The sequence below is a fragment of the Streptomyces spinoverrucosus genome (assembly GCF_015712165.1).
Taxonomy (GTDB): Bacteria; Actinomycetota; Actinomycetes; order Streptomycetales; family Streptomycetaceae; genus Streptomyces; species Streptomyces spinoverrucosus_A.
The window spans coordinates 1,603,844-1,628,442 of record NZ_JADPZX010000001.1 but is presented as its reverse complement, the minus strand read 5'-3'; the positions used below and the strand labels follow the sequence as shown (position 1 = coordinate 1,628,442).

Annotated in this window: 23 protein-coding genes and 1 pseudogene; 8 read left to right on the top strand and 16 right to left on the bottom strand. The window is 70.5% G+C overall.

The window, feature by feature from the left end; all coding sequences use genetic code 11:
* Positions 1–70 precede the first annotated feature (70 nt).
* The 3 genes from I2W78_RS07415 to I2W78_RS07405 all read left to right on the top strand — a co-directional run bounded on the left by I2W78_RS07415 (position 71) and on the right by I2W78_RS07405 (position 3,663).
* Entirely contained in the window at positions 71–1,381 is a 1,311-nt protein-coding gene (locus I2W78_RS07415) for a copper amine oxidase (protein ID WP_196458003.1), read from the top strand.
* Positions 1,382–1,493: 112 nt separating this feature from the next.
* Positions 1,494–2,732 carry an SAV2148 family HEPN domain-containing protein gene (locus tag I2W78_RS07410; RefSeq protein WP_196458001.1) on the top strand — a complete coding sequence of 413 codons (1,239 nt, stop codon included), beginning with the start codon at positions 1,494–1,496 and terminating at the stop codon, positions 2,730–2,732.
* 208 nt (positions 2,733–2,940) lie between these two features.
* Positions 2,941–3,663: a 3'-5' exonuclease gene (locus tag I2W78_RS07405; RefSeq protein WP_196457999.1), complete on the top strand. Its 723-nt coding sequence runs from the start codon at positions 2,941–2,943 to the stop codon at positions 3,661–3,663.
* Positions 3,664–3,687: 24 nt separating this feature from the next.
* On the opposite strand, the gene I2W78_RS07400 is transcribed toward I2W78_RS07405, so the two are convergent.
* Complete coding sequence (locus tag I2W78_RS07400; protein WP_196457997.1) at positions 3,688–4,551, bottom strand: phosphotransferase enzyme family protein; 864 nt, start codon at positions 4,549–4,551, stop codon at positions 3,688–3,690.
* 200 nt (positions 4,552–4,751) lie between these two features.
* Between I2W78_RS07400 and I2W78_RS07395 the strand changes: the two genes are divergently transcribed.
* The 4 genes and pseudogenes from I2W78_RS07395 (at position 4,752) to mgt (ending at position 9,078) form a co-directional block, all read left to right on the top strand.
* A complete protein-coding gene (locus tag I2W78_RS07395; RefSeq protein WP_196457995.1) occupies positions 4,752–5,687 on the top strand; it encodes a carbohydrate ABC transporter permease in 936 nt (311 codons plus the stop codon).
* Positions 5,684–6,517 carry a carbohydrate ABC transporter permease gene (locus I2W78_RS07390; RefSeq protein ID WP_196457993.1) on the top strand — a complete coding sequence of 278 codons (834 nt, stop codon included), beginning with the start codon at positions 5,684–5,686 and terminating at the stop codon, positions 6,515–6,517. The genes I2W78_RS07395 and I2W78_RS07390 overlap by 4 nt, the downstream gene beginning before the upstream one ends.
* Positions 6,517–7,803 (top strand): ABC transporter substrate-binding protein, encoded by a 1,287-nt coding sequence (locus tag I2W78_RS07385; protein ID WP_196457991.1) that lies wholly within the window; start codon positions 6,517–6,519, stop codon positions 7,801–7,803. Before I2W78_RS07390 ends, I2W78_RS07385 begins: the two co-directional genes overlap by 1 nt.
* A pseudogene (gene mgt / locus I2W78_RS07380) lies at positions 7,800–9,078 on the top strand (macrolide-inactivating glycosyltransferase). Before I2W78_RS07385 ends, mgt begins: the two are co-directional and overlap by 4 nt.
* Positions 9,079–9,186: 108 nt before the next feature.
* Here mgt and I2W78_RS07375 read toward each other — a convergent pair.
* Positions 9,187–11,463 (bottom strand): MMPL family transporter, encoded by a 2,277-nt coding sequence (locus I2W78_RS07375; RefSeq protein ID WP_196457990.1) that lies wholly within the window; start codon positions 11,461–11,463, stop codon positions 9,187–9,189.
* A gap of 387 nt (positions 11,464–11,850) precedes the next feature.
* On the opposite strand from I2W78_RS07375, the gene I2W78_RS07370 reads away from it, so the two are divergent.
* Entirely contained in the window at positions 11,851–12,405 is a 555-nt protein-coding gene (locus I2W78_RS07370) for a DUF1697 domain-containing protein (protein WP_196457989.1), read from the top strand.
* 11 nt (positions 12,406–12,416) lie between these two features.
* Here I2W78_RS07370 and I2W78_RS07365 read toward each other — a convergent pair whose 3' ends face one another.
* The 14 genes from I2W78_RS07365 to I2W78_RS07300 all read right to left on the bottom strand — a co-directional run bounded on the left by I2W78_RS07365 (position 12,417) and on the right by I2W78_RS07300 (position 24,440).
* Positions 12,417–12,866, bottom strand: coding sequence for a hypothetical protein (locus tag I2W78_RS07365; protein ID WP_196457988.1), 450 nt, complete (start codon positions 12,864–12,866; stop codon positions 12,417–12,419).
* 106 nt (positions 12,867–12,972) lie between these two features.
* The gene (locus I2W78_RS07360) at positions 12,973–13,713 is read right to left on the bottom strand and encodes a sirohydrochlorin chelatase (protein ID WP_196457987.1); all 741 of its coding nucleotides are present in this window, start codon (positions 13,711–13,713) and stop codon (positions 12,973–12,975) included.
* Between the two features lie 5 nt (positions 13,714–13,718).
* Complete coding sequence (locus I2W78_RS07355; RefSeq protein ID WP_196457986.1) at positions 13,719–14,630, bottom strand: ABC transporter permease; 912 nt, start codon at positions 14,628–14,630, stop codon at positions 13,719–13,721.
* Entirely contained in the window at positions 14,617–15,405 is a 789-nt protein-coding gene (locus I2W78_RS07350; RefSeq protein WP_196457985.1) for an ABC transporter ATP-binding protein, read from the bottom strand. The genes I2W78_RS07355 and I2W78_RS07350 overlap by 14 nt, the downstream gene beginning before the upstream one ends.
* A gap of 78 nt (positions 15,406–15,483) precedes the next feature.
* Complete coding sequence (locus tag I2W78_RS07345) at positions 15,484–16,590, bottom strand: aliphatic sulfonate ABC transporter substrate-binding protein (RefSeq protein WP_196457983.1); 1,107 nt, start codon at positions 16,588–16,590, stop codon at positions 15,484–15,486.
* Between the two features lie 286 nt (positions 16,591–16,876).
* The gene (locus I2W78_RS07335) at positions 16,877–18,232 is read right to left on the bottom strand and encodes a sulfate adenylyltransferase subunit 1 (RefSeq protein ID WP_196457979.1); all 1,356 of its coding nucleotides are present in this window, start codon (positions 18,230–18,232) and stop codon (positions 16,877–16,879) included.
* A 2-nt stretch (positions 18,233–18,234) separates the two neighbouring features.
* On the bottom strand, positions 18,235–19,170 hold the full coding sequence (gene cysD / locus I2W78_RS07330) for a sulfate adenylyltransferase subunit CysD (protein ID WP_196457977.1): 936 nt from the start codon (positions 19,168–19,170) through the stop codon (positions 18,235–18,237).
* Positions 19,167–19,703 (bottom strand): adenylyl-sulfate kinase, encoded by a 537-nt coding sequence (gene cysC, locus I2W78_RS07325; protein ID WP_374222651.1) that lies wholly within the window; start codon positions 19,701–19,703, stop codon positions 19,167–19,169. The genes cysD and cysC overlap by 4 nt, the downstream gene beginning before the upstream one ends.
* 29 nt (positions 19,704–19,732) lie before the next feature.
* Entirely contained in the window at positions 19,733–20,443 is a 711-nt protein-coding gene (locus I2W78_RS07320) for a phosphoadenylyl-sulfate reductase (RefSeq protein WP_196457973.1), read from the bottom strand.
* The gene (locus tag I2W78_RS07315) at positions 20,440–20,619 is read right to left on the bottom strand and encodes a hypothetical protein (protein WP_196457971.1); all 180 of its coding nucleotides are present in this window, start codon (positions 20,617–20,619) and stop codon (positions 20,440–20,442) included. The genes I2W78_RS07320 and I2W78_RS07315 overlap by 4 nt, the downstream gene beginning before the upstream one ends.
* Entirely contained in the window at positions 20,616–22,313 is a 1,698-nt protein-coding gene (locus I2W78_RS07310; protein WP_196457969.1) for a nitrite/sulfite reductase, read from the bottom strand. The genes I2W78_RS07315 and I2W78_RS07310 overlap by 4 nt, the downstream gene beginning before the upstream one ends.
* A 126-nt stretch (positions 22,314–22,439) precedes the next feature.
* Positions 22,440–22,523: a putative leader peptide gene (locus I2W78_RS41635; RefSeq protein WP_309486338.1), complete on the bottom strand. Its 84-nt coding sequence runs from the start codon at positions 22,521–22,523 to the stop codon at positions 22,440–22,442.
* A gap of 127 nt (positions 22,524–22,650) precedes the next feature.
* A complete protein-coding gene (locus I2W78_RS07305; RefSeq protein WP_196457968.1) occupies positions 22,651–23,223 on the bottom strand; it encodes a GNAT family N-acetyltransferase in 573 nt (190 codons plus the stop codon).
* Between the two features lie 17 nt (positions 23,224–23,240).
* Complete coding sequence (locus tag I2W78_RS07300; RefSeq protein ID WP_196457966.1) at positions 23,241–24,440, bottom strand: hypothetical protein; 1,200 nt, start codon at positions 24,438–24,440, stop codon at positions 23,241–23,243.
* Positions 24,441–24,599 lie beyond the last annotated feature (159 nt).

The window sequence follows — 24,599 nt, the reverse complement described above, 5'->3', positions numbered from 1 at the left end:
ACTCAGTCCACTTTTCCAACCGATCCTCCAGAAGGCTCTGGTGAGCCTTCCGCAAGGGAGTCGTCTCGTCATGCCCGTGAACAGCAACAGCCGTGCCCGCAAGCGGACGGCCCTGGCCCTCGCCCTGGCAGGGCTGGCCGCCGGTGCCACCACCGGGGCGGCTCCGGCCGCCGCCCAGCCCAAGGCCGCACCGGCTCCGGCGGCCGACTGCAGCGCCGCGTACCGCATCGAGCAGAAGCTCTCCACCGGCACCACCTGGCGGATGTGCTGGCGCTACCACAAGGAGGCCGGTCTCGTCCTGGAGCACATCACCTACCAGCCGCCGGGCGAGGCCCGCCCGATCAAGGTGCTGGCCTCCGGCAGGCTCGGCCAGATCCATGTGCCCTACGACGACGGCAAGAACGAGTACCACGACCTCACCCAGGCCGGATTCGGCCAGGGCCTGATGGACCTGGCGCCCGGCGAGTGCCCCGGCGGCACCATCAAGACCGTCCGGGTCCCCGAGGCCTGGGACCCGTCCCGCCAGAACGTCAAGGGCCTGTGCACCACCACCCGTTCGCGTGGCCACGCCTACCGCATGCAGGGCGACACCGCGAACAAGGTCTTCCAGAAGCAGGGCAAGGACCTGCTCGTGTACACCGTCAACCAGGTCGGCTGGTACGAGTACATCACCGAGTGGCGCTTCCAGGACGACGGCACGATCAACATGAACGTCGGCGCCACCGGCACGCTCTCGCCCATGGACTACGACGCCGGCGACGGCCGCGGCTGGCCGATCGGCAAGGGCGCCAAGGCCTACGCCACCAGCCACAGCCACAACGTCTTCTGGAAGCTCAACTTCAACCTGGACGGCTCCGCCAAGGGCAGGATCGAGCAGTACGATTCCAAGGTCAGCGCACCCGCGAACGGCCGCCCGGCGCCCACCAACAAGACCACCCGCACCCAGGTCACCAAGGAACTCGCGGGCGACGCCAAGAACATGCGCTGGTGGCGCGTGGTCAGCGCGACCGGCAAGAACAAGGACGGGCACGCACGTTCGTACGAAATCGTGCCCGGCGCCAGCGCCAAATACCCCGGCCGCAGCTACACCAAGCACGACGTGTACTTCACCGAGTACAACAAGTGCGAGCAGTTCGCCAGCGACAACCTGCCCAACTGCGGCGCAGGGCACGGTAAGTCCGTCGACAAGTGGGTCAACGGCCAGGCCCTGAAGAACCCCGTGGTCTGGGTGAACGTCGGCTTCCACCACGTGGCGCGGGACGAGGACCAGCAGCCCATGCCGGTCCACTGGCAGGGACTGTCGGTCGCCCCGCGCGACGTCACCGCTATGAATCCGCTCACGCCGGCCGAGCTCGCTGATCAGAATGGGCGGCCCGAATAAGGAAGTTGGGAAACGAGCCTGCCCATCCGGCTGCACCGCCGACCGCTCCCGGAGTACCCTTCCTTGATCGTTGGGACGGGGAGTGCTCGGGGGAGCGGAAGGCGGTGCGCGGGTGGGCTCGGGAGGGCTGGAGCTGCCCCCTGGTGACGACGGTCACGAGGGGAACTCCACAGACGTCCCGCCCGGCACGGTGTCCCTGGCCAGACCGATGGAGACCCACTCGATCGGCCCGGAGTTGGACTGGGACGCCGACGCCTGGCGCGAGGTGCGCACACGCGCCCAGCGAGCCGGCCGTGCCTACATCTGGCTGAACCTGGTCGAACAGCGGCTGCGCGCGGTCGTGGCCGCCGTACTGCGCCCCATCTACGAACCCGTCCACGGCGACGACTGGGTGGTCGCCGCGGCCGGCCCGGCCGGCCAGGAGTGGGTCCAGCGCGCGGTCGCCGTGCGCGAAGTCAGCCGCCGCAAGGGCTACCTGCTCGACCCCGCCGACGACAACGTCCTCAGCTTCCTCACCCTGCCGCAGCTGCGCGAGCTGATGGTGCAGCACTGGCCGTGCTTCGAGCCGTACATCGACGAGCGGCGGGACGTCGAACTCGCGCTCGACGAGCTGGAGGTCACCCGCAACGTCGTCTCCCGCAACCGGGCCCTGTCCGAGGCCGTGCTGAACCAGGCCGAGCGGGCCTCGGCACGCCTGCTGGAGATCCTCGGCACGGGCGGGGACGTTCCGTCGGCGCGCCGGCTGCCGGTCGACGCGGTCGAGGACCTGGTCGGCGACCGCTACTCCGACGTCGTCGCCGTGCACTCCGACCGGGTGCGGCTGATGCGCCAGTTCCCCGCCGAGGACATCTTCGGCGGCGCCCGCCGCCTCGACGCCATCGGCATCGGCCTCAACCTGCTCGTACAGAACTTCTCCGGGCGCCGCATGGTGCGCCTGGCCGAGAGCGGCTGCCGGGTGCGGCTGCTGTTCCTCAACCCGGCCTCCAGCGCGGTGAAGCGGCGCGAGCGCGAACTCGGGATCAAACGGGGCGAACTGGGCCGAGCCGTGGAGATGAACATCCTGCACATGCGCCGGGTGCGCGCCCGGCTGCGGGACCCGGACGCCTTCGAGATCCAGGTCTACGACGAAACACCCCGCTTCACCGCCTACCTCGTGGACGGCGACGGCTCCGACGGCATCGCGGTCGTGCAGTCCTATCTGCGCCGCACCCGCGGGATGGAGGCGCCGGTGCTGGTGCTGCGGAACGGCAACCGGGTGGTCAAGTCGGGCGAGGTGGACGAGGGCGGTCTCTTCGGTACCTATCGGGAGGAGTTCGAGGCGGCATGGGTGGATTCACGCCCTGTGTCCTGAATCGGCGTCACCCTTCCCGCCGTCCCGCCCGCGCCACGAGCCGTCACGCCGGCGCCTCAAGCCGCCACGCCCCCGCCACGATCCGTCACGCCGGCGCCTCAAGCCGTCCCGCCCGCGCCGTAAGCGGAACGCTGCCCTCTGATTGTCAGTGCCGCATGCGATCGTGGAGGCCACTGGGGGAAAGCACCACCAAGAAGGGGGGCCGCCCATGGGCTGGCACCGGGAGCTGCTGATCGGCTTCGACCTGGAGACGACCGGGACCGATCCGCGCGAGGCTCGCATTGTCACGGGGGCCGTGATCGAGGTCAGGGGCGGGCAGCCCATGGGACGCCGGGAGTGGCTGGCGGACCCGGGAGTGGAGATCCCGGCGGACGCCGTGGCGGTGCACGGGATCAGCAACGAACGCGCGGCCGCCGAGGGCCGCCCCGCCGACCGGGTCGCGGACGCCATCGCGGACGTGCTCGTGGCTTACTGGAAGACAGGCGTTCCGGTCGTCGCCTACAACGCGGCCTTCGACCTCACCCTGCTCTCCGCCGAACTGCGCCGGTACGGCCTGCCGTCCCTGCGCGACCGCCTCGGCGGTATGAACCCGGCACCGGTCATCGACCCGTACACCATCGACCGCCAGGTCGACCGCTACCGGCGCGGCAAACGCAACCTCGAAGCGGTCTGCACGGAATACGGCATCGCTCTCGACGCCGCCCACGACGCCTCTGCCGACGCCCTCGCCGCGGCTCTGCTGGCCTGCGCTATAGCCGGCCGCCACCCCAAGATCGCGGCCCTCGGCCCGGCGGAACTGCACCGCCGCCAGGTCGAGTGGTACGCCGAGTGGGCGGCGGACTTCCAGAGCTTCCTGCGCCGCAAAGGCGACGCCACCGCCGTGGTGGACGGGCTGTGGCCGCTGCGGGAGTTGGCGGACGAGCGAGTCTGAGCCTGCCCGGCAACGGCCGACGGCTCAGAACGGATACCAGCGCACCGTCTCGTCCCCGTCCCGCAGGGACGCCACCCGGCGCTCGAACTCGGCCAGCGCCTTGGGATTGCTCGGCGCGTGCTGGGCCACCCAGGCGCAACTGGCCGTCTCGCGCGCCCCGCGCAGCACCGCACACCCCTCCCACGCGCGCACGTCCCAGCCGTAGGCCTCGGTGAAGGAGTCGTAGGCCTCGGCCGGGAGCCCGTAGCGGTCGCGGGAGAGGGCCAGCACCACCAGGTCGTGCTCGCGCAGGTCGGCGGAGAAGGTCTCCAGGTCGACCAGGACCGGTCCGTCGGGGCCGATGTGCACATTGCGGGGCAGCGCGTCGCCGTGGATGGGGCCGGGCGGCACATGCGGGGTGAGCACGGCCGCGGCCGCCGCGAACCCGTCGCGCCGCTCGCGCAGATACGCCGCGTCCGCCGGGTCGATCGCGTCGCCGGCGAGCCGCAGCCAGCGTTCCACACCGCCCAGCAGATCGCGGGGCGGCAGTTCGAAGGAGGGGGAGGGCAGTGCGTGGACGACGCGTAGCAGTTCGGCCAAATCCCTGGGCTCGGCGGGCCGTACGGGGTCGGGCAGTCGATGCCACACGGTCACCGGGTGCCCCTCGACGAGCAGCGCCGTGTCCCCGGCCGCCCGGACCGCGGGGACACCGGCGTCCGCCAGCCACAGCGCGACGGCCAGCTCCCGGCGCGCCCGGCCGAGGAGTTCGGCGTCGCGGCCCACCTTGACGACCAGGTCACCGGCGGCGAACACCGCGTTCTCGCCGAGGGCGAGGAGCCGCGCGTCCCGTGCCGGACCGGGCAGCACCCCTGCCGCGGCCAGTACGTCCCGCGCCCGTGCCTCGTCCATCGTTCGCCTCCGTGCTTCGTCGTCGCGGGGCCGTGACCCCACCTTGCGGTGTCGCGTTCCCGCCGTCCGCCCGCCAGTGTCGCATTCGCACAGGTCGGACGGTGTGCACGATGCCTTGACGACCCCTGCCGCCTTCACGACCATGACGGGGGCCCACCGGGCTCCAGCACGTCACGAGCCGCGCAAAGGAGCCGATTTTCGTGACCTTGGTGACCGAGGTGAGGCGCCCCGCGAGGCGTGCGCCGAGCCGGGGCCGTGAGCGGCGTGGTGGCGACCACGGCGCGTGGTTCCTGGTGTTGCCCGCGCTGATCCCGATCCTCGTGCTGAGCGTGGGACCACTGCTCTACGGCATCCTGCTGGCGTTCACCGACGCTCAGTCGGGCCGCACCGAGCCCACCGAGTGGATCGGCGCCCTGAACTTCCGGGACCTGCTGCGGGACACGCTGTTCTGGGAGTCGTTCCGGATCGGGCTGGTGTGGGCGGTCGGCGTCACCGTGCCGCAGTTCCTGCTGGCGCTCGGTCTCGCCCTGCTGCTCAACGAGAGGCTTCGGCTGCGCTGGCTGGCCCGTGCCCTGGCGATCATCCCGTGGGCGATGCCCGAGGTCGTCGTCGGCATCATGTGGCGGCTCGTCTACAACCCGGACGCGGGCGTCCTCAACGAGACCCTGCGCGACCTCGGCCTCGGCGACGGCCGGGACTGGCTCAGCGGGCTCGGCACCGCCCTGCCCGCGGTGATCGTCGTCGGTGTCTGGGCGGGGATGCCCCAGACGACCGTCGCCCTGCTCGCCGGGCTGCAGAACACCCCGCGCGAACTGCACGAGGCGGCCGCGATCGACGGCGCGGGCGCCTGGCGCCGCTTTTGGACGGTCACCTGGCCCGCCCTCAGACCGGTCGCCCTCGCCATCACGGCGCTCAACTTCATCTGGAACTTCAACGCGTTCGCCCTGGTCTACGTCCTGACCAGCGGCGGTCCGGGCGGACGCACCCGGCTGCCGATGCTCTTCGCCTACGAAGAGGCCTTCCGCTACGGCCAGTTCGGCTACGCGGCGGCGATGGGCTGCGTGATGGTCGCGGTGATCTCGATACTGCTCGCCGTCTTCCTGGTGGGCCGGCTCAAGGGAGGTGACGACGCATGAGGGCCAGTACCGGCGCGCGCGTCGGCCAGTACGTGGCGCTGCTCGCGTATCTCGTCTTCCTCGCCTTCCCCTTCCTCTGGCTGATCTCCACCGCCTTCAAACCGCCGCAGGAACTGGGCAGCCTGCACCCCACCTGGATCCCGGAGAACCCCACGCTCGCCAACTTCCGGCAGGCCTTCGACGAACAGCCGCTGCTGCGGGCCGCGCTCAACTCGCTGCTCGCCGCGACCGGAGCGGCGGTGATCGCCGTAGTGATCGCGACGCCGATGGCGTATGTCATGGCCCGCCACCGCACCCGGCTGGCGCGGGCGGCGACCGGGTGGGTGGTGGTCAGTCAGGCGTTCCCCTTCGTGCTGGTGATCATCCCGCTGTTCCTGGTGCTGAAGAACCTGCGGCTGATCAACTCCGTGCCGGGCCTGGTGATGGTGTACGTCGTGTGGGCGCTGCCGTTCGCGCTGTGGATGCTCGTCGGGTACGTCCGGGCCGTGCCGGCCGAGTTGGAGGAGGCGGCGGCGGTCGACGGGGCCGGGCGGCTGCGGACGCTGGTGTCGGTGACCGCGCCGCTGCTGGCGCCGGGCATCGTGGCGACGGCCCTGTTCGCGTTCATCACCGCGTGGAACGAGTTCTTCTTCGCCCTGGTCCTGCTCAAGACCCCGGAGAAACAGACACTGCCCGTGATCCTCACCCACTTCATCGGAGCGGAGGGCGTGGCGGACCTGGGCCCGCTGGCCGCCGCCGCGTTCCTCGCGACCCTGCCCTCGCTGGTCGTGTTCGCCGTCATCCAGCGGCGGATCACGGGCGGCATGCTCGCCGGGGCGGTGAAGAGCTGATGCGCGCCAGGAGTGGATGGATTGTCGCGGCCGTGCTGCTGCTGCTCACCGGTTGCACGGGCGGCGCGCGGGATGGCTCGGCGGACGGCCGGATCACGCTGCGCTTCCAGTCCCTGGCCTGGCAGGAGGAGTCCGTCGAGGCCAACAAGGAACTGGTCGCGGAGTGGAACGCCACCCATCCGGACGTGCGCGTCGAGTACGTCCAGGGCAGCTGGGACAGCGTGCACGACCAGCTCCTCACCTCCTTCGAGGGCGGCGAGGCGCCGGACATCATCCACGACGCCTCCGACGACCTCGCCGACTTCGCCTACGGCGGCTATCTCGCCGATCTGACCGACCTGCTGCCCGAGCGGCTCAGGGCCGACATCCCGCAGCGGAGTTGGGAGACGGTGACCTTCGGGGACGGGATCTACGGGGTGCCGTTCCTCCAGGAGCCGAGGGTGATCATCGCGAACGCGACCTGGCTGAAGGAGTCGGGCGTACGGATCCCGACCCCCGAAGCGCCCTGGACATGGGCGGAGTTCCGCGAGGTGACGAAGGAGCTGAGCAGCGAGGGGAAGTACGCGGTGGCCTGGCCGCTGAAGGAACCCGTCTCGGCGACGCTCAACCTCTCCCTGTCCGCCGGCGGGCAGCTCTTCCACCGGGGCGCGGACGGCAAGGTCACCGTCCGCTTCGAGGCGGGCGACGAGGTCGTGCCGCGCACGGTCCACGACCAGGTCAACACCGACGCCAGCGCGTCGGGTTCGACGCTGGGCAGCGGCGGCTCCGACACGCTCCCCGGCTTCTTCGGCGGCAAGTACGCGATGGTCCCGCTCGGATTCTCGTACCGCCAGCAGATCGTGCAGCAGGCACCGAAGGGCTTCGACTGGCAGGTGTTGCCGGCCCCGGCCGGGGCCGAGGGGCTGGCCCAGGGGGTCAGCCCGCAGACCCTGTCCATCGCCGAGGACAGCCCGTACAAGAAGGAGGCTGCCGCTTTCATCGACTTCCTGCTGCGGCCGGAGAACATGGTGCGCCTCGCCCTGGGCGACTGGATGCTGCCCACCGGCACGCAGGCCCTGAAGGACCCGGCCCTGCACACCACCCGGCACGACTGGGCCACCGGCACCGCTCTCGCCACCCACCTCCGCTCGGCGCCCGCGCAGTCCGTGCGCGGCTATCCGGAGTGGAAGGACAAGGTGGCGACCCCGGCGTTCCAGGAGTACTACAGCGGCGCGATCGACCTCGGTGAGCTGCGAAGACGGCTGGAGGAGGACGGGAATCCGGTGCTGGCGCGGTATCAGCGGTGAGGGGAGACGCGGGGGCGGCGGGTCAGAAACAAAGAAAGTTGCACGAGACGTCTCGTCTCGCGTATGGTCGAGGACATGACCCACATCGCCATGTTCTCCATCGCCGCCCACGGCCACGTGAACCCGAGCCTGGAGGTGATCCGCGAGCTCGTCGCGCGCGGGCACCGGGTGACGTACGCGATCCCTCCGGTGTTCGCGGAGAAGGTCGCCGGGACCGGTGCCGAGGTGAAGCTGTGGAACTCGACGCTGCCCTCGCCCGACGACGACCCGGAGGCGTGGGGCACCACCCTGCTGGACAACGTCGAGCCGTTCCTGAACGACGCCATCCAGGCTCTGCCGCAGCTGATCGCGGCGTACGAGGGCGACGAGCCGGACCTCGTGCTGCACGACATCAGCTCGTACCCGGCACGGGTGCTGGCCCACCGCTGGGGCGTCCCGGCCGTCTCCCTCTCGCCGAACCTCGTCGCCTGGGACGGTTACGAGGAGGAGGTCGCCGAGCCGATGTGGGAGGAGCCCAAGAAGACCGAGCGGGGCCGGGCCTACTACGCGCGCTTTGAGGCCTGGCTGAAGGAGAACGGCATCTCCCAGCACCCCGACCCGTTCGCCGGCCGCCCGGCCCGTTCCCTCGTCCTGATCCCGAAGGCGCTCCAGCCGAACGCCGATCGGGTCGACGAGACCGTGCACTCCTTCGTCGGCGCCTGCCAGGGCGACCGCAGCGCGGAGGGCGACTGGCAGCGGCCCGCCGACGCCGAGAAGGTCGTGCTCGTCTCGCTCGGGTCGGCCTTCACCAAGCAGCCGGAGTTCTACCAGGAGTGCGTGAAGGCGTTCGCCGGGCTGCCGGGCTGGCACCTGGTCCTCCAGATCGGCAAGCACGTGGACCCCGCCGAGCTCGGGGAGGTGCCGGGGAACGTGGAGGTGCGGTCCTGGGTCCCGCAGCTCGCGATCCTCAAGCAGGCCGACCTGTTCGTCACGCACGCGGGCGCGGGCGGCAGCCAAGAGGGCATGGCCACGGCCACCCCGATGATCGCCGTACCGCAGGCGGTCGACCAGTTCGGCAACGCGGACATGCTCCAGGGCCTCGGCGTGGCCCGCCACGTCCCGGCGGAGGAGGCCACCGCCGAGACGCTCCGCGAGGCGGCCCTCGCGCTCGTCGACGACCCGGAGGTCGCCCGCCGGCTGGCGGACCTCCGGGCGGAGATGGCGAAGGAGGGCGGCACGCGGCGGGCGGCCGACCTGATCGAGGCCGAGCTGGCCGCGGCGCGCGTGAGGGCGTGAGCGCAGGACCGAGGGCCCGCCGGTTCCACTGGAACCGACGGGCCCTCGGCCGATGAGGGGTCCGGCCTGCCCGGAAAGGAGGGCCCCGACCGGGCGGGGGCTCGGACCTCAGACCCGCACCCGCTCCCCTTCCTCTTCCTCCACCACCGGCGTCCGCGTCCCCGTCACCGCGTCGGCGGTCTCGTCGTGTGTCAGGTCGGGCAGCCGGCGGAGCCACTTCGGCAGATACCAGTTCCGCTCACCGAGCAGCGCCATCACCGCCGGCAGCAGCACACCCCGGATGATCGTCGCGTCGATGAGCACCGCCGCCGCGAGGCCGACGCCCATCTGCTTCATGGACTGCATCGACAGGGTGCCGAAGATCGCGAAGACGGCGACCATGATGACCGCGGCGCTGGTCACGACCCCCGCCGTGGTGACCACGCCGTGCGTGATGGCGTCCTTCGTCGTACGGCCACGCAGCCGCGCCTCACGGATCCGCGAGACCACGAACACGTGGTAGTCCATCGACAGGCCGAACAGGATCACGAACAGGAACAGCGGCAGCCAGCTGACGATGGCGCCCACACCCTCCGCGCCCACCAGTGACGCGCCCCAGCCGTGCTGGAAGACGGCGACCAGGATGCCGTAGGCCGCGCCCACCGACAGCAGGTTCAGCGCGATCGAGGTGATGGCGATCGTCAGCGAACGGAACGACAGCAGCATCAGCAGGAACGCGAACACCACGACGAACACGAAGACCGGGGCGACCGAACCGACGAGCTGGTCGTTGAAGTCCTTCGAACCGGCGACCTGACCGGTGATCGGCGCCTGGACGCCCTCGACCGTGCCGAGCGTCGCGGGCCGCACCTCGTCGCGGAGTTTGTCCAGGCTCGCGCCCGCCTTGTCCAGGTCGGAACCGCCGACCAGCGGGACGTATACGAAGGCGACGTTCTTCGCGTCGTCCAGCTTGATGTCGACCGGGCCGCGTGAGGCGCCCGAACTGATCGCCCGTTCACGGAAGTCGGCGAGCGCCGACTGCACGTCGGGCGCGTTGATGTCGTCCGCCCTGACGACCACCTCGGCCGGCTCGGAGCCGCCCGGGAAGGCCTCGTTGACCCGGTTGTACGTCTGCACGATGGGCAGCGAGTCGCCGAACTCCTGGTCCAGCGTGAGGTTCTGCGTCTTCATGCCGAGCGCGGGAGCGGAGATCGCCAGCAGCGCGCCGGCCGCCACGACCACGGAGACCACGGGCTTGGCGAGGACGCCCTTCAGTACGGCGGTCCAGAACCGGCTCTCCCCGGAGCCGGAGCCGGCGCCGTTGCCGTTCCGGCGACGGCGCCGCAGAAACGGTATCCGGCCCTTCTCCACCCGCTCGCCCAGCAGCGACAGCAAAGCCGGCAGCACCGTCACCGAACCGACCATGGCGACCGCCACGACCATCAGGGAGGCCAGGCCCATCGCCTCGAACTCGGCGAGCCCCGTGAACAGCATGCCCGCCATCGCCACGCACACCGTGACACCGGAGACGATGATCGCCCGACCACTCGTCGCGGCGGCGACCCGCAGCGCCGTCTGCGCGTCCCGGCCTGCCTCGCGCTCCTCGCGCTCGCGGCGCAGATAGAACAGGCAGTAGTCGACGCCGACGGCCAGACCGACCAGCAGCATCACGGAGTTGGCGGTGTCGCTCATCGGCATCACATGGCTGACGACGCCCATCAGGCCCATCGTCGCCATGATCGCCGTGATCGCCAGCGCCACCGGCAGCAGCGCCGCCACCACCGCGCCGAACGCGATGAGCAGAATCCCGAGCGCCACCGGTACGGCCGAGTACTCGGCCTTCTTGAAGTCGTCGCCGAACGCGTCGTCGAACGTCTTCATCATGCTGGCGCCGCCGATCTCCTCGATCCGCAGCGTCTCGTGCTCCTGTTGGACCCGCTCGACGGCCTTCAGGACCGGCTCCACCCGCTCACCGGCGGTGTTCGAGTCCCCGCGGATGTCGAACTGCACCAGGGCGCTGCGGCCGTCCTGGGAAATCGTCTTCGTGTCGTACGGCGTGGTGATGTCCGTGACCTCACCGGTCGCGTCGACGGCCTTCACCACATCGGTGACGGCGGCCCGGAACGCGGGATCCGTGGCCTTGAGGCTGCCGTCCTTCGACTGGATCAGGACGGTCTCACTGGCCGGTTCCTCGATGCCGGCGTCCTCGATGATCTTCGCGGCGGTGTGTGTCTCCCCCTTGAGCTGGTCGCTGTCCTTGACGTCGACCCGGCCTGCGGCCGAACCGAGCCCCATCGCCAGGACGACGAACAGCACCCAGATCCCCACGGCCGCCCATCGGTGCCGGGCGCTCCAGCCGCCGGCCCGGGCGGCGAGTCCCCGCACGCGTATGTCTCCGTTCCCCATGACGGGCTGCCCCCTCGTGAGCGGTGGCGGCCCCCTGCCGCCACCTTTCGTCTCGAAGGTATGGGCCGGATAAAGCCGTCTCGTCGTGCTGCCCGGTGAAGCGCCGGGGCCCTGGATCCTCCGAACGGCCACCCCACTCTCAGCACTGGGGAGGACACCGGCCCCTTACATCTATCGGCGGATGTCCGGGCCGATGATCAGGGATCCGGCCTTGGCGCCCTTTGTGCCGACTCGTGATTACAAAACTTTGTTGAGCAAGTCACAGGTGCGTGTAGTGGTTGATCCCGGCCCGTTCATCGGCCAGAGTTTCGCGCAACCCCCACCCAGGACCGGCCGTCGTGCCCGCCCCCACGGGGCACGACGGCCGCCAGGGCCTAGGGTGGACGGATGACGACGTACGCGGCGCTGCTGCGCGGAATCAACGTGGGCGGCAGCAAGAAGGTCCCGATGGCCGACCTGCGCGCCCTCATGGAGAACCTCGGGTACGACGCCGTGCGTACGTATCTGCAGAGCGGCCAGGCCGTGTTCGCGAGCGGACACGGCGACGAGGAGTCCCTGGCCGCCGAGCTCACGCAGGCGATCGAGGAACAGTTCGGCTTCGCGGTGGACGTCATGGTGCGCGACCACGCCTATCTGCGGGCGGTCGCCGACAGTTGCCCGTTCCCGGCCGCCGAACTGGAGGGCAAGCAGCTGCACGCCACGTACTTCTCCGCGCCGGTCGACGCGGAGCGCTTCGCCGAGATCGACCAGGCCGCCTTCCTCCCCGAGGAGTTCCGGCTCGGTGACCGCGTCCTGTACCTGTACGCGCCGAACGGCCTGGGCCGCTCCAAGCTCGCCGAGTACCTGGCCAAACCCCGGCTGAACAAGGGCGTGATGGCCACGACCAGGAACTGGAACACCGTCGTCAAGCTCGTGGAACTCACCGAGCCGACGCCAGAGTGACCTTGGTCAGGTCAGACGACCCGCGCCCCTGACGCCGACGCCGACGACGGCCCTGGTACCTCGAGCGCACACCCGACGGCAACGCACACAGCGGCCGCGATCATGCCCGCCGCCACCACGGTGTCCGGGCCGGGCGTCTGGCCGAGGGCGTTGAGCAGTGCCTTGGCCGCGATGGCGAGTTGGCCCAGGGCGACGAGCGCCAGCCACACCGCACGCACGCCCCGGGGGCTGCGCGTACGCGCCTTCTCCAGCCCAAGAAGCGCGGCCGCGCCCGCCAGGGCCACGATGATGCCGAGGGCGGCGGCGGGGACGACCGCCTTCTCCATCGCCGTGGTGTCCGGCTGGTCGATTCCCCCCGTGTCCGGCGGCAGGACCGTGAAGGCCACCGTCAGCAGGACGACGTAGGCAACCTGGAGGAGGAGAAGGAACGGCGCCACGCGCCGGCTGAGCTTGTCGGTCATGAGTTGGTCCTGACGAGGCGGCCGTTCTTGTTGATCACAGGCTGCCACACTTGCGGGCCTCGGCCGACGGAGAAGCGCTCCGCTTCGACTCAGCAGGAGCGCTCGTTCAGGCCCCGACAGCCGTCAGCATCGGCACCCGCGCCCCGTCGTACCGCTCCAGCAGCACCCGGGCCACCTCCGGCGCCGGGCCCAGCACATCGGCCAGTACGTCCGCCTCGGCCGCCCCCCGCGCGATGCGGTCCGGCAGGAAGCCGGGGGCCAGGACGTACGGCGCGACGGCGACGCGTGCGCAGCCGAGGGTGCGCAGCTCCCGTACCGCGTCCTCGGTACGGGGGAGGGATGCGGAGGCGAACGCAGGTCGCACGGCGCACCAACCGGTGTGCCGCCACTCCCGCGCGATTTCTGCGATCACTGCGATCGCCTCCGGGTCGGTGGACCCCGCCGAGGCCAGCACGACCCCGGTCGAGGACTTGTCGGCGGGCGTCAGCCCCGCCTCGTACAGCCGCCGCTCCAGCGCGTCGAGCAGCAGCGGCGAGGGGCCGAGCACCTCCGCCTGGCGGATCCGCAGCCGCCGCGGGGCCTCGCGCAGCACCGCCGGGATGTCCGCCTTCGCATGGAAAGCGCGCGTCAGCAACAGCGGCAACGCCACGACATCGCGGACCCCCTCCGCCGCCAGGGACTCCAGTACGCCCTGCACGGACGGGATGTTGAAGTCCAGGAAACCGGTTTCGACACGCAGGCCCGGCCGCAGCGACCGCACCCGCCGCACCAGGGCGTGCACGGTCGCGGCGTGCCGCGGGTCGCGGCTGCCGTGGGCGATGACGAGAAGGACCGGTTCGTGGCGCATGGGGATCAGCTCTTCACCAGCAGGCCGCGGCTGCGCAGCACCCGCCGCTCCAGCGGGCTGAAGATCAGCAGGTCGATGGCGATACCGACGACGAGGATGAGCAGGATGGCGAGGAACACCATGGACATGGAGCTGGTGTTGCGGCCGTTCTCCAGCAACTGGCCGAGCCCCACGCCCAGGTCGGGGGAGGAAGCGATGATCTCGGCGGCCATCAGCGACCGCCACGAGAACGCCCAGCCCTGCTTCAGACCGGCCAGGTAGCCGGGCAGCGCGGCCGGCATCACGATGTGCCAGGTGCCCTTCAGACCGGTCGCGCCGAGCGTGCGGCCCGCCCGCAGGAACAGCGGCGGCACCTGGTCCACGCCCGAGACCAGGCCGTTGGCGATGGACGGGACGGCGCCCAGCAGGATCACGGCGTACATCATCTGGTTGTTCAGGCCGAGCCAGATGACGGCCGGCGGCACCCAGGCCACCGACGGCAGCGACTGCAGTCCGGACAGGATCGGCCCGATCGCCGCCCGCACGAACCGCACCCGGGCCACCAGCAGCCCCAGCGGGGTGCCGATGGCCAGCGCCAGCAAAAAGCCCAGCAGGCCACGGGAGACGCTGGTCCAGATGTAGTCGAACAGGGTGCCCTGCAGCCAGGCCGTGCGGACCTCGCCCCACACGTCGGAGGGGGAGGGCAGCTTGCTCGGGTCGTCGACGACGTTGAAGCTGATCAGCGCCTGCCACACCGCCAGCACCAGCAGGATGGCGGTGACCGGCGGCACGATCTTCTGCGTGAACGTCGTGCGCAGCGGCGTACGCCCGGTGTGCACCGTCTCCAGGGCGTCCAGGCCCGCCTCGAGGCCGGCCAGGTCGTGGCCGTCCTTGCCGTCCTTGACGTTCTTGACGGCGGGCGTGTCAGTGCTGGCCATGGCGGCGGATCTCCCCACGCAGTTCCTCGGTGATCTCACGGGACAGTTCCGCCACCGCGGCGTCCTCGATGCGGCGCGGCTGCGGGATGTCGACCGTCCACTGGCGCGCGATCCGTCCCGGACGCGACGACAGCAGCACGACGCGCTGCGCGAGCCGCACCGCCTCGCGCACGTTGTGCGTCACGAACAGCACCGACAGCTGCGTCTCGTTCCAGATCCGGGTCAGCTCGTCGTGCAGCACGTCGCGGGTGATCGCGTCCAGCGCCGCGAACGGCTCGTCCATCAGCAGCAGCTTGCTGTCCTGCGCGAGCGCACGGGCCATCGCCACCCGCTGCCGCATACCGCCGGAGAGTTCGTGGACGCGCTTTCCGTACGCCCCCTGGAGCCGGACCAGCTCCAGCAGTTCCTCCGCCCGGCCGCGCCGGTCGCCCTTGGGCACACCGCGCAGCTTCAGGGCCAGCTCGATGTTCTTGCCCGCGGTCAGCCACGGGAAGAGGGCGTGCTCCTGGAACATCAGCGCCGGACGGCCGTCCGTCGAGATCGCGCCGGACGACGGCTTGTCGAGCCCCGCCACCAGGTTCAGCAGCGTGGACTTGCCGCAGCCCGAGGCCCCCAGGAGGGTGACGAACTCGCCGGGCGCGACATCGAGCGTGATGTCGTCGAGGACGAGCTGCTGCCCGGCTGGGCCGGCGAAGGACTTCGAGACATGCTCGATGCGCGCGGCGTGCTCCACCGACGTACCGGCGTCGGCGGCCTTGGCGAAGGTCGTGGCCATGGTCGTCACCTCCTGGAACTCAACTGGGCAGTCATCTGGGCAGTCATCTGGGCACTTGTCCGGAAATTCATCAGGGCCTCACGAAGCGGCGCCGAGGCCGGCGTCGCCGACGGTGGCCTCGCCCTCGGCGGCGAGGATCTTGTTGAGCGGCGTGAGGTCGTAGATGCCCTTCAGGTCGGACTGCTCCAGCAGCCCCGCCTTCACCGCGTGCTCCGCCTGGGTGTCGAAGGTGGCCGCCAGGGGGTCGTCGGTGATCCGGATCGACTTCCACGCCGGGTCCAGCACGTCGGCCGGGAGCGGCTTTCCGGTGTCCACCTGGAGCTGCTGGTTCGCCGCCGTCTTCGCCTTACCGGGGTTGGCGTTGATCCATTTGTTGGTCTCGACGGACGCCCGCAGCACCGCCTCGACGGCCTTGGGGTGCTCCTTGAGGAAGCTCTGCGAGACGATGACGTTCGTGATCACGAACTGCTGCTCCGGCCACAGCGTCGACTCGTCGAGCAGTACCTTCGCGCCCTCGGCGACCAGCTTCGACGCGGTCGGCTCGGGCACCCATGCGCCGTCGACGGACCCCGACTTGTAGGCGTCCGGGGTCACCTTGTTGTCGGTGCGGATCACGGAGACGTCGCCCTCGCCGCTCTGCGCGTCGACCTTCCAGCCCTGCTCGGCGATCCAGTTCAGAAACGCCACGTCCTGCGTGTTTCCGAGCTGTGGGGTGGCGATCCGCTTGCCCTTGACGTCCTTCAGAGACTTGATCTTCTCGGGGTTGACCACGAGCTTCACACCGCCCGACGCCGAACCGCCGATGATCCGCAGATTCTTGCCGCCCGACTTCAGGTAACCGTTGATCGCCGGGGACGGACCGATCCAGCCGATGTCGATGGAGCCCGAGTTGAGGGCCTCGATCTCGGAGGGTCCGGCGTTGAAGGTGGCGTACTGGGCCTTGGTGGCGCCGAGTTCCTTCTGGAAGAAGCCCTGCTGCCGGCCGACCAGCGCGGTGGCGTGGGTGAGGTTGCCGAAGTAGCCGATCCGGACGGAGTCCAGACCGTCGATCTTCTTCGCCCCGGCGGCGACCTTGACGGTGTCGTCGTCCTTGGCCTGGGAGCCGTAGCCGCAGGCGGCGAGCGCGAGGAGGGGGAGCGCGGCCATCGCCGCGAGACCGCGGCGCAGGACGGTGGTGGCAGGCACGGGAGGTGTTCCTCTCGGTGGCCCGGCGGTCACGACACCTCAGGTCGTGGCCGGGAGGTCGGCGGGTTTTCGGCGGCGCGCGCAAGGGGCGTAGGTCCGCGCACGAGGCGCGTAGGTCCGCGCACGAGGCGCACAGGTCCGTGCGCGGGGCGCGTACGTCAGCGCACACATCGCGGGCATCACGCCACACATCGCGCCACTCCGCCCTGCCCGCTGCCGAGGGCGCCGCTGCCGACGCGGCCGCCCTCCTTCGCGAACGACGAGTAGAAGTCGGTCGAGGTCATGTTCAGAAGTCCCACCCGTCGTCCTCGGCCTCGTCCCGGACCGGCTCCGGGGAGGCGAACGACTCGCCGACCATGCCCGCGGTGAGCGTGGTGCCGTCGCTGGGGTCGATCAGGATGAACGAACCGGTGCGCCGGGAGTCGGAGTAGGAGTCGACCGGCAGCGGCTCGGCGGTGCGGACCTTCACCCGGCCGATGTCGTTGGCGACGAGCTGTCCCGGGTGCGGGTGCAGGGACAGGTCGTCGAGGGTGAGCCGGGACGGGATGTCCTTGACGATCGCCTTGACCGTGCGGGTGCCGTGCTTGAGCAGCACCCGGTGACCGACGGTCAGCGGCTGGTCCGCCACGTGGCAGACGGTCGCCTCGATGTCCTGGGTGGTCGGCGGCGCGTCCTTGCTCGGCACGATCAGGTCGCCGCGCGAGATGTCGATGTCGTCCTCCAGCAGGAGGGTGACCGACTGCGTGGTCCAGGCGACGTCGACCGGCTCGCCCAGCAGGTCGATCCCGGAGATCTTCGTGGAACGGCCGGACGGCAGGACGGTGATCTGCTCGCCGACGCGGAAGGTGCCGGCGGCGATCTGGCCCGCGTAGCCCCGGTAGTCGGGGTGCTCGGCGGTCTGCGGCCGGATCACGTACTGCACGGGCAGGCGGGCGTGGCAGTGCGCCAGGTCGTGGCTCACCGGCACGGTTTCCAGGTGTTCCAGGACGGTGGGGCCGCCGTACCAGTCCATGTGCGCGGACGGTTCCACGACGTTGTCGCCGTTGAGCGCGGAGATCGGGATCGCGGTGACCTCGGGGACGCCGAGTTCGGTGGCGTACGCGGTGAACTCCTCGGCGATCGCGCCGAAGACGTTCTCCTCGTACCCGACGAGGTCCATCTTGTTCACCGCGAGCACCACGTGCGGGACGCGCAGCAGGGCGGCGATCGCGGCGTGCCGGCGGGTCTGCTCGACCACGCCGTTGCGGGCGTCGACGAGGATGACCGTCAGCTCGGCCGTCGACGCGCCGGTGACCATGTTGCGGGTGTACTGCACGTGTCCCGGCGTGTCGGCGAGGATGAACCGGCGCCGCGGGGTGGCGAAGTAGCGGTAGGCGACGTCGATGGTGATGCCCTGCTCGCGCTCGGCGCGCAGGCCGTCCGTCAGCAGCGCCAGGTCGGGAGCGTCCTGCCCCCGCGAAGCCGAGGCGCGCTCCACGGCCTCCAACTGGTCGACGAGGACCGACTTGGAGTCGTGCAGCAGGCGGCCGACCAGGGTGGACTTGCCGTCGTCGACCGACCCCGCGGTGGCGAACCGCAGCAGGGTGGTCGCCGACAACTGCTCGACCGACAGCGTCTCGGTGGGTTCGGTGGTGCTGGTCATGGCTAGAAGTACCCCTCGCGCTTACGGTCTTCCATCGCGGCCTCGGAGAGCTTGTCGTCGGCCCGGGTGGCGCCCCGCTCGGTGAGGCGGGACGCGGCGATCTCGGCGATCACCTGCTCCAGGGTCTCGGCGTCGGAGTCGACGGCGCCGGTGCAGGACATGTCGCCGACGGTGCGGTAGCGGACCTGCCGCTTCTCGACGGTCTCGCCCTCCTTGGGGCCGCCCCACTCGCCGGCGGTCAGCCACATGCCGTTGCGCTGGAAGACCTCACGCTCGTGGGCGAAGTAGATCTCCGGCAGCTCGATGCCCTCGCGGGCGATGTACTGCCAGACGTCCAGCTCGGTCCAGTTGGACAGCGGGAAGACGCGGACGTGCTCGCCGGGGGCGTGCCGTCCGTTGTACAGGTTCCACAGCTCGGGGCGTTGCCTGCGCGGGTCCCACTGCGAGAACTCGTCGCGCAGCGAGAACACCCGCTCCTTCGCCCGCGCCTTCTCCTCGTCGCGGCGCCCGCCGCCGAACACGGCGTCGAAACGCTCGCTCTGGATCTTCTCCGTCAGCGGCAGCGTCTGGAGCGGGTTGCGCGTCCCGTCCGGACGTTCGCGCAGCACACCCCGGTCGATGTAGTCCTGTACGGACGCGACATGCAGCCGCAGCCCGTGCTTGTCCACCGTACGGTCGCGGTAGTCGATGACCTCGGGGAAGTTGTGGCCGGTGTCGACGTGCAGCAGCGAGAAGGGCACCGTCGCGGGCGCGAACGCCTTCAGCGCCAGGTGCAGCATGACGATGGAGTCCTTGCCGCCGGAGAAGAGGATCACCGGCCGCTCGAACTCGCCCGCCACCTCGCGGAAGATGTGCACCGCCTCCGACTCCAGCGCGTCCAGGTGCGACAGCGCGTACGGGGTGTCGGTGCCCTCGTCGATCGTGGCGACGGTCGTCATGCCAGTCCCCTCTCGGTGAGCAGCGCGTACAGCGACGCCGCGGACTCCTGCACGGTCTGGTTCTGGGACTCGATGCGCAGGTCGGGCGCTTCGGGCTCCTCGTAGGGGTCGTCCACGCCGGTCAGTCCGGTCAGCTCGCCCGCGGCCTGCTTGGCGTACAGCCCCTTCACATCGCGCACGGAGCACACCTCGACCGGAGTCGCCACGTGCACCTCCAGATAGGGCGTGCCGTTCGTCTCGTGCCGTTTGCGCACCGCGTCGCGGCTGTCGGTGTACGGCGCGATGACCGGGACGAGGGCCTTCACACCGTTGCGGGCGAGGAGTTCGGCGACGTAGCCGATGCGCTGGACGTTGGTGTGCCGGTCCTCGCGGGAGAAGCCGAGGCCGGCGGAGATGAACTCGCGGATCTCGTCGCCGTCGAGCACCTCGACGAGGTGGCCCTCCTCGCGCAGGCGGCCGGCCAGCTCGTACGCGATCGTGGTCTTGCCAGCGCTGGGCAGGCCGGTGAGCCAGACGGTGGCTCCGCTCGTCACGTGCTTCTCCTGAGGGGTCGCTGTGGTGGTCATCCGTGCAGTCCGCACTCGGTCTTGGCGCGTCCGGCCCAGCGGCCGGCGCGGGCGTCCTCGCCGGCGAGGACGCGGCGGGTGCAGGGGGCGCAGCCGACGGAGGTGTAGCCGTCCATCAGCAGCGGGTTGGTCAGCACGCCGTGTTCGGTGACGTAGGCGTCGACGTCGTCCTGGCTCCAGCGGGCGATCGGGGAGATCTTGACCTTCTGGCGCTTGTCGTCCCAGGCGACGACGGGGGTGTTCGCGCGGGTGGGGGACTCGTCGCGGCGCAGTCCGGTCGCCCACGCGTCGTAGTTGGTCAGCCCCTGCTCAAGCGGTTTGACCTTGCGCAGGAAGCAGCACAGGTCGGGGTCGCGGTCGTGCAGTTTCGGGCCGTACTCGGCGTCCTGCTCGGCGACGGTCTGGACGGGGGTGAGGGTGATGACGTTGACGTCCATCACGGCCTCGACGGCGTCGCGGGTGCCGATGGTCTCCTCGAAGTGGTAGCCGGTGTCGAGGAAGACGACATCGACCCCGGGCATCGCGCGGGAGGCGAGGTGGGCGACCACCGCGTCCTCCATCGAGGACGTCACACAGAACCGCTTGCCGAAGGTCTCCGCCGCCCACCGGAGAATCTCCAGCGCGGAAGCGTCCTCCAGGTCGCGGCCCGCCCGCTCGGCGAGGGCCTTCAGCTCCTCTGTCCGTCGCGTTTCCTGAGCGGTCGTCATATCTCGTCCCCTCCCGTTGTGTCGTGCTGGAGTCCGCGGGCCAGCAGCCCGAGGAACTTCAGCTGGAATGCGCGGTTGCACGCCGCGCATTCCCAGGAGCCGTGGCCCTGCTCGCTCGGACGCAGGTCCTCGTCGCCGCAGTAGGGGCAGTAGAACGGTGCGGCACGCTCACTCATGACAGGGCCTCCTCGGAGGCACGGGCCGCCCAGGTCGCGAACCGCTCGCCCTCCTCGCGCTCCGCCTGGAAGCGCTTCAGCACGCGCTCCACGTAGTCGGGAAGCTCCTGCGAGGTGACCTTCAGACCGCGCACCTTGCGGCCGAAGCCGGCCTCCAGGCCGAGCGCGCCACCGAGGTGCACCTGGAAGCCCTCGACCTGCTCGCCCTGGTCGTTCATCACCAGCTGGCCCTTGAGACCGATGTCCGCGACCTGGATACGGGCGCAGGCGTTCGGGCAGCCGTTGATGTTGATGGTGATCGGCTCGTCGAAGTCCGGGATCCGGCGCTCCAGTTCGTCGATCAGGGAGGAGCCGCGCGCCTTGGTCTCGACGATGGCGAGCTTGCAGTACTCGATGCCGGTGCAGGCCATGGTGCCGCGCCGGAACGGGGAGGGCTTGGCGGTGAGGTCCAGCGCCTCCAGGGACTCGACCAGCGAGTCGACCTGTGCCTCCTCGACATCGAGGATGATCATCTTCTGCTCGACGGTGGTCCGGACCCGGCCCGAACCGTGTGCCTCGGCGAGCTCGGCGATCTTCGTCAGGATCGTGCCGTCGACGCGGCCGACGCGCGGGGCGAACCCGACGTAGAAACGGCCGTCCTTCTGCCGGTGCACACCGACGTGGTCGCGCCAGCGCTGCAGCGGCTGAGCGGGGGCGGGACCGTCGGCCAGCTCGCGCTTGAGGTACTCGTCCTGAAGGACCTGGCGGAACTTCTCCGCGCCCCAGTCGGCGACCAGGAACTTCAGGCGGGCGCGCGTACGAAGGCGCCGGTAGCCGTAGTCGCGGAAGATGCCGATCACGCCCGCCCAGACGTCCGGGACGTCCTCCAGCGGCACCCAGGCGCCGAGCCGGACGCCGATCTTCGGGTTGGTGGACAGGCCGCCGCCCACCCACAGGTCGAAGCCGGGGCCGTGCTCGGGGTGGTGCACGCCGACGAACGCGACGTCGTTGATCTCGTGCGCCACGTCGAGCAGCGGCGAGCCGGAGATCGCCGTCTTGAACTTGCGCGGCAGGTTGGAGAATTCCTTGCTGCCGATGTACCTGCGGTTGATCTCCTCGATGGCGGGGGTGCCGTCGACGATCTCGTCCTCGGCGATACCGGCGACCGGGGAGCCGAGGACGACGCGCGGGGTGTCACCGCAGGCCTCGGTGGTGGACAGCCCGACGGCCTCCAGGCGGTTCCAGATCTCGGGCACGTCCTCGATCCGGATCCAGTGGTACTGGACGTTCTGCCGGTCGGTGATGTCGGCGGTGCCGCGCGCGAACTCCTGCGAGATCTCACCGACGACCCGCAGCTGCTGGGTGGTGAGGCGGCCGCCGTCGATGCGGACGCGCAGCATGAAGCACTCGTCGTCCAGCTCCTCCGGCTCCAGGATCGCGGTCTTGCCGCCGTCGATCCCGGGCTTGCGCTGGGTGTACAGGCCCCACCAGCGCATCCGGCCGCGCAGGTCGTTGGGGTCGATCGAGTCGAAGCCGCGCTTGGAGTAGATCGTCTCAATGCGTGTCCGCACATTGAGACCGTCATCGTCCTTCTTGAACTGCTCGTTGCCGTTGAGCGGGGTGAAGTGCCCCGCGGCCCACTGACCCTCACCGCGGTGACGGCTCACCTTGCGGCGGGGAGTCGCGGCAGCTGGGTTCTGCGGGGTGGCGGCCATGGTTCTACGTCCTTCGGGACAGGCGGAAAGCGGCTCTGACCTGCGCGTACGGCGCATCGGGGCATACGTGCGCATCATTGCGCAGGGACAGACAAAGCGGGGGAGAACGGCGTTGCTGGAGAGGTCTCAGCTCGCCGGACAGATGGCGCTGGACATGCGGCCGAGGTCGACGTGCCGCCGACTCACCAAGGCAATTCCAGTTCCAGACATGACGGAAGCGTGTCACGGCGATCTGGACACAGTCCAGCTTTATCCAACATGCGGACACCCTTGTCCCGGAATGTGGAACAAGGGTGTCGTCGGTCACAAGGCGTGAATGCCGTCTTGTCGGGCCAGGTCAGGCAGGGTATGCGCCCGGCCAGGGACCCGGCGTCGCGATCTGCGGCTCCTCCTCGACCTTGGTGTCGAACAGCTTGAAGCCGCGCCGCAGGTAGTTGTCCATCGCGTGCTCGCCGTCCTTGCTGCAGGTATGCAGCCACACCCGCTTCGTCGGCGCAAGCCCCGGCCAGCGGTCCGCGAGATCCCACGCGCGGGCAGCGCCGTACGACAGCAGGTGCCCGCCGATGCGCCGTCCGCGGAAGGCCGGGATCAGGCCGAAGTAGGCGATCTCCACCACCGAGTCGTCCTGCGGCTCCAGCTCCACATAGCCGGCGGGCGTGCCCCGGTCGTAGGCCACCCAGGTCTCCACTCCCGGCCGCTCCAGGTACTCCTGCCACCGCGCGTACGTCCAGCCCAGCCGGTCCGTCCAGCGGATGTCCCCGCCCACGGACGCGTACAGGAAACGGCTGAACTCGGGCGAGGGCACCTCGGCACGGGCGATCCGCACGTCGCCCTCCGGCGCCGCGGCCGGGAGCAGGTCGGTCGGGGCGGTCTGCTCCAGGGACCAGGTGGTCACGGGGATGTTCGTCATGCAGGTCAGGGAATCATCTAGCTCATCGCCCTGTCGATCGTGTCCAGCGGCAGCGAGAACAGCATCCGCCCCGACTGCGACCAGACCTCACCGCTCTCCTCCCAGTAGGAGAGGGACTGCGCGGGACCGCTCCAGCACAGATACGTCTCGTCCGTCCCGCACCGCGCCGCCCGCGCGCCACCGTCGTCCTGCCGCCACAGCGTCCCGTGCTCGCCCGCCGCTCGGGACAGGTACCACTGGGACCGGTGGGCGAGCACCCCACGGACGTCGGCCGCCTTCGTCTCGTACGCCTCCAGCGCCCCCGTGGAGAGCAGGCCGGCGTCGGACGGGTCGTCGTCGAGGGCGTAGCGCCACAGGCGGGTGGACCGGTCGCCGTCCGGGACCGACTCGCTCGCGACGAGGCTGTCGGGCGTGGTGCTGCGGTCGAGGGAGAGCGCGCCGATCCGGGCGCCGGTCAGACGGTACGAGCGGACGGCGGGCAGCGTGTAGCGGTCGCCGCGCGCCGGTGGCGCGGTCGCGGCGGTGTCGGCGGAGGCGCGCCGGATGCGGTCCAGGTCGTAGACGTACAGGGCGCGCCCCTCGTCGCCGGTGACGAGCAGCTTGTCCTGGTACCAGACCATTCCGGACAACGGGGACACGAGTGGCCTGCCGACGGGGTCGCCGCCCGCCGGAACGGTGAGCGCCACCCAGGTGTAGGTGAGCCGGTCCGGGTCGTCCGCGTCGACGAACGCGACCCGGGAGTGGCCCCGCTGGTCGCTCCAGCCGGAGAGGATCACGCGGTTCGCGCCCCACCGGCCGTCGTCGTCGGCGTCCCCCGAGGTGGTCACCGCGCCGGTGTGCCATCCCTCGGTGCCGGCCTCGTCCCAGCAGTGCGCTCGGGTGGCCGCGGGCGCTATGGGCAGCGCGGAGCGCTCGGCGCCGGTGCAGTCGGGCGCGGCACGCAGGCTGCGGTCGGCGTCCGTGAGGACGGTGGCGACGCCGACGGGCTGGGCCGGCCCGTCGGGCACGGGCTGCGGGATCCGCGCCTCGCGCAGCCGCAGATCCGCCAGGGAGGCGGCGGAGGTGACCGGCTTCAGGGCGCCCGGATCGGTGCCGACCGTGGCCTGGGAGGCGCTGATCAGGGTGGCGGCGCCGGTGAGCGCGAGGGCGGTCCCGGCCAGGAACGCCCGCAGCGCCTGGCCCCGCTTGCGTCGGCGGTGTCTGCCGCGATGCTTCATCTGGTCCTCCCGAGGCGGGCCAACTGCGCCTGATGATCTGTGCGTTGACCTGGGAGCAGGTGGGGTGGCCCGATAGTGGATGCTACGTCAGGTACGGCGGACTGTGGACGCAGACCCCGCAAATATGCGGAAGAAGCCCTCGGACGTGCGGAAGCCACG

Bases quoted from the DNA above. Each gene is read 5' to 3' on its own strand.
- I2W78_RS07375 (WP_196457990.1), bottom strand. From the start codon at position 11,463: ATGGGGAACGGAGACATACGCGTGCGGGGACTCGCCGCCCGGGCCGGC.
- I2W78_RS07415 (WP_196458003.1), top strand. From the start codon at position 71: ATGCCCGTGAACAGCAACAGCCGTGCCCGCAAGCGGACGGCCCTGGCC.
- I2W78_RS07335 (WP_196457979.1), bottom strand. From the start codon at position 18,232: ATGACCAGCACCACCGAACCCACCGAGACGCTGTCGGTCGAGCAGTTG.
- I2W78_RS07360 (WP_196457987.1), bottom strand. From the start codon at position 13,713: ATGCGCCACGAACCGGTCCTTCTCGTCATCGCCCACGGCAGCCGCGAC.
- I2W78_RS07405 (WP_196457999.1), top strand. From the start codon at position 2,941: ATGGGCTGGCACCGGGAGCTGCTGATCGGCTTCGACCTGGAGACGACC.
- I2W78_RS07300 (WP_196457966.1), bottom strand. From the start codon at position 24,440: ATGAAGCATCGCGGCAGACACCGCCGACGCAAGCGGGGCCAGGCGCTG.
- I2W78_RS07385 (WP_196457991.1), top strand. From the start codon at position 6,517: ATGCGCGCCAGGAGTGGATGGATTGTCGCGGCCGTGCTGCTGCTGCTC.
- I2W78_RS41635 (WP_309486338.1), bottom strand. From the start codon at position 22,523: ATGTCTGGAACTGGAATTGCCTTGGTGAGTCGGCGGCACGTCGACCTC.
- I2W78_RS07350 (WP_196457985.1), bottom strand. From the start codon at position 15,405: ATGGCCACGACCTTCGCCAAGGCCGCCGACGCCGGTACGTCGGTGGAG.
- cysD (WP_196457977.1), bottom strand. From the start codon at position 19,170: ATGACGACCGTCGCCACGATCGACGAGGGCACCGACACCCCGTACGCG.
- I2W78_RS07320 (WP_196457973.1), bottom strand. From the start codon at position 20,443: ATGACGACCGCTCAGGAAACGCGACGGACAGAGGAGCTGAAGGCCCTC.
- I2W78_RS07310 (WP_196457969.1), bottom strand. From the start codon at position 22,313: ATGGCCGCCACCCCGCAGAACCCAGCTGCCGCGACTCCCCGCCGCAAG.
- I2W78_RS07370 (WP_196457989.1), top strand. From the start codon at position 11,851: ATGACGACGTACGCGGCGCTGCTGCGCGGAATCAACGTGGGCGGCAGC.
- I2W78_RS07305 (WP_196457968.1), bottom strand. From the start codon at position 23,223: ATGACGAACATCCCCGTGACCACCTGGTCCCTGGAGCAGACCGCCCCG.
- I2W78_RS07365 (WP_196457988.1), bottom strand. From the start codon at position 12,866: ATGACCGACAAGCTCAGCCGGCGCGTGGCGCCGTTCCTTCTCCTCCTC.
- I2W78_RS07355 (WP_196457986.1), bottom strand. From the start codon at position 14,630: ATGGCCAGCACTGACACGCCCGCCGTCAAGAACGTCAAGGACGGCAAG.
- I2W78_RS07315 (WP_196457971.1), bottom strand. From the start codon at position 20,619: ATGAGTGAGCGTGCCGCACCGTTCTACTGCCCCTACTGCGGCGACGAG.
- I2W78_RS07390 (WP_196457993.1), top strand. From the start codon at position 5,684: ATGAGGGCCAGTACCGGCGCGCGCGTCGGCCAGTACGTGGCGCTGCTC.
- I2W78_RS07400 (WP_196457997.1), bottom strand. From the start codon at position 4,551: ATGGACGAGGCACGGGCGCGGGACGTACTGGCCGCGGCAGGGGTGCTG.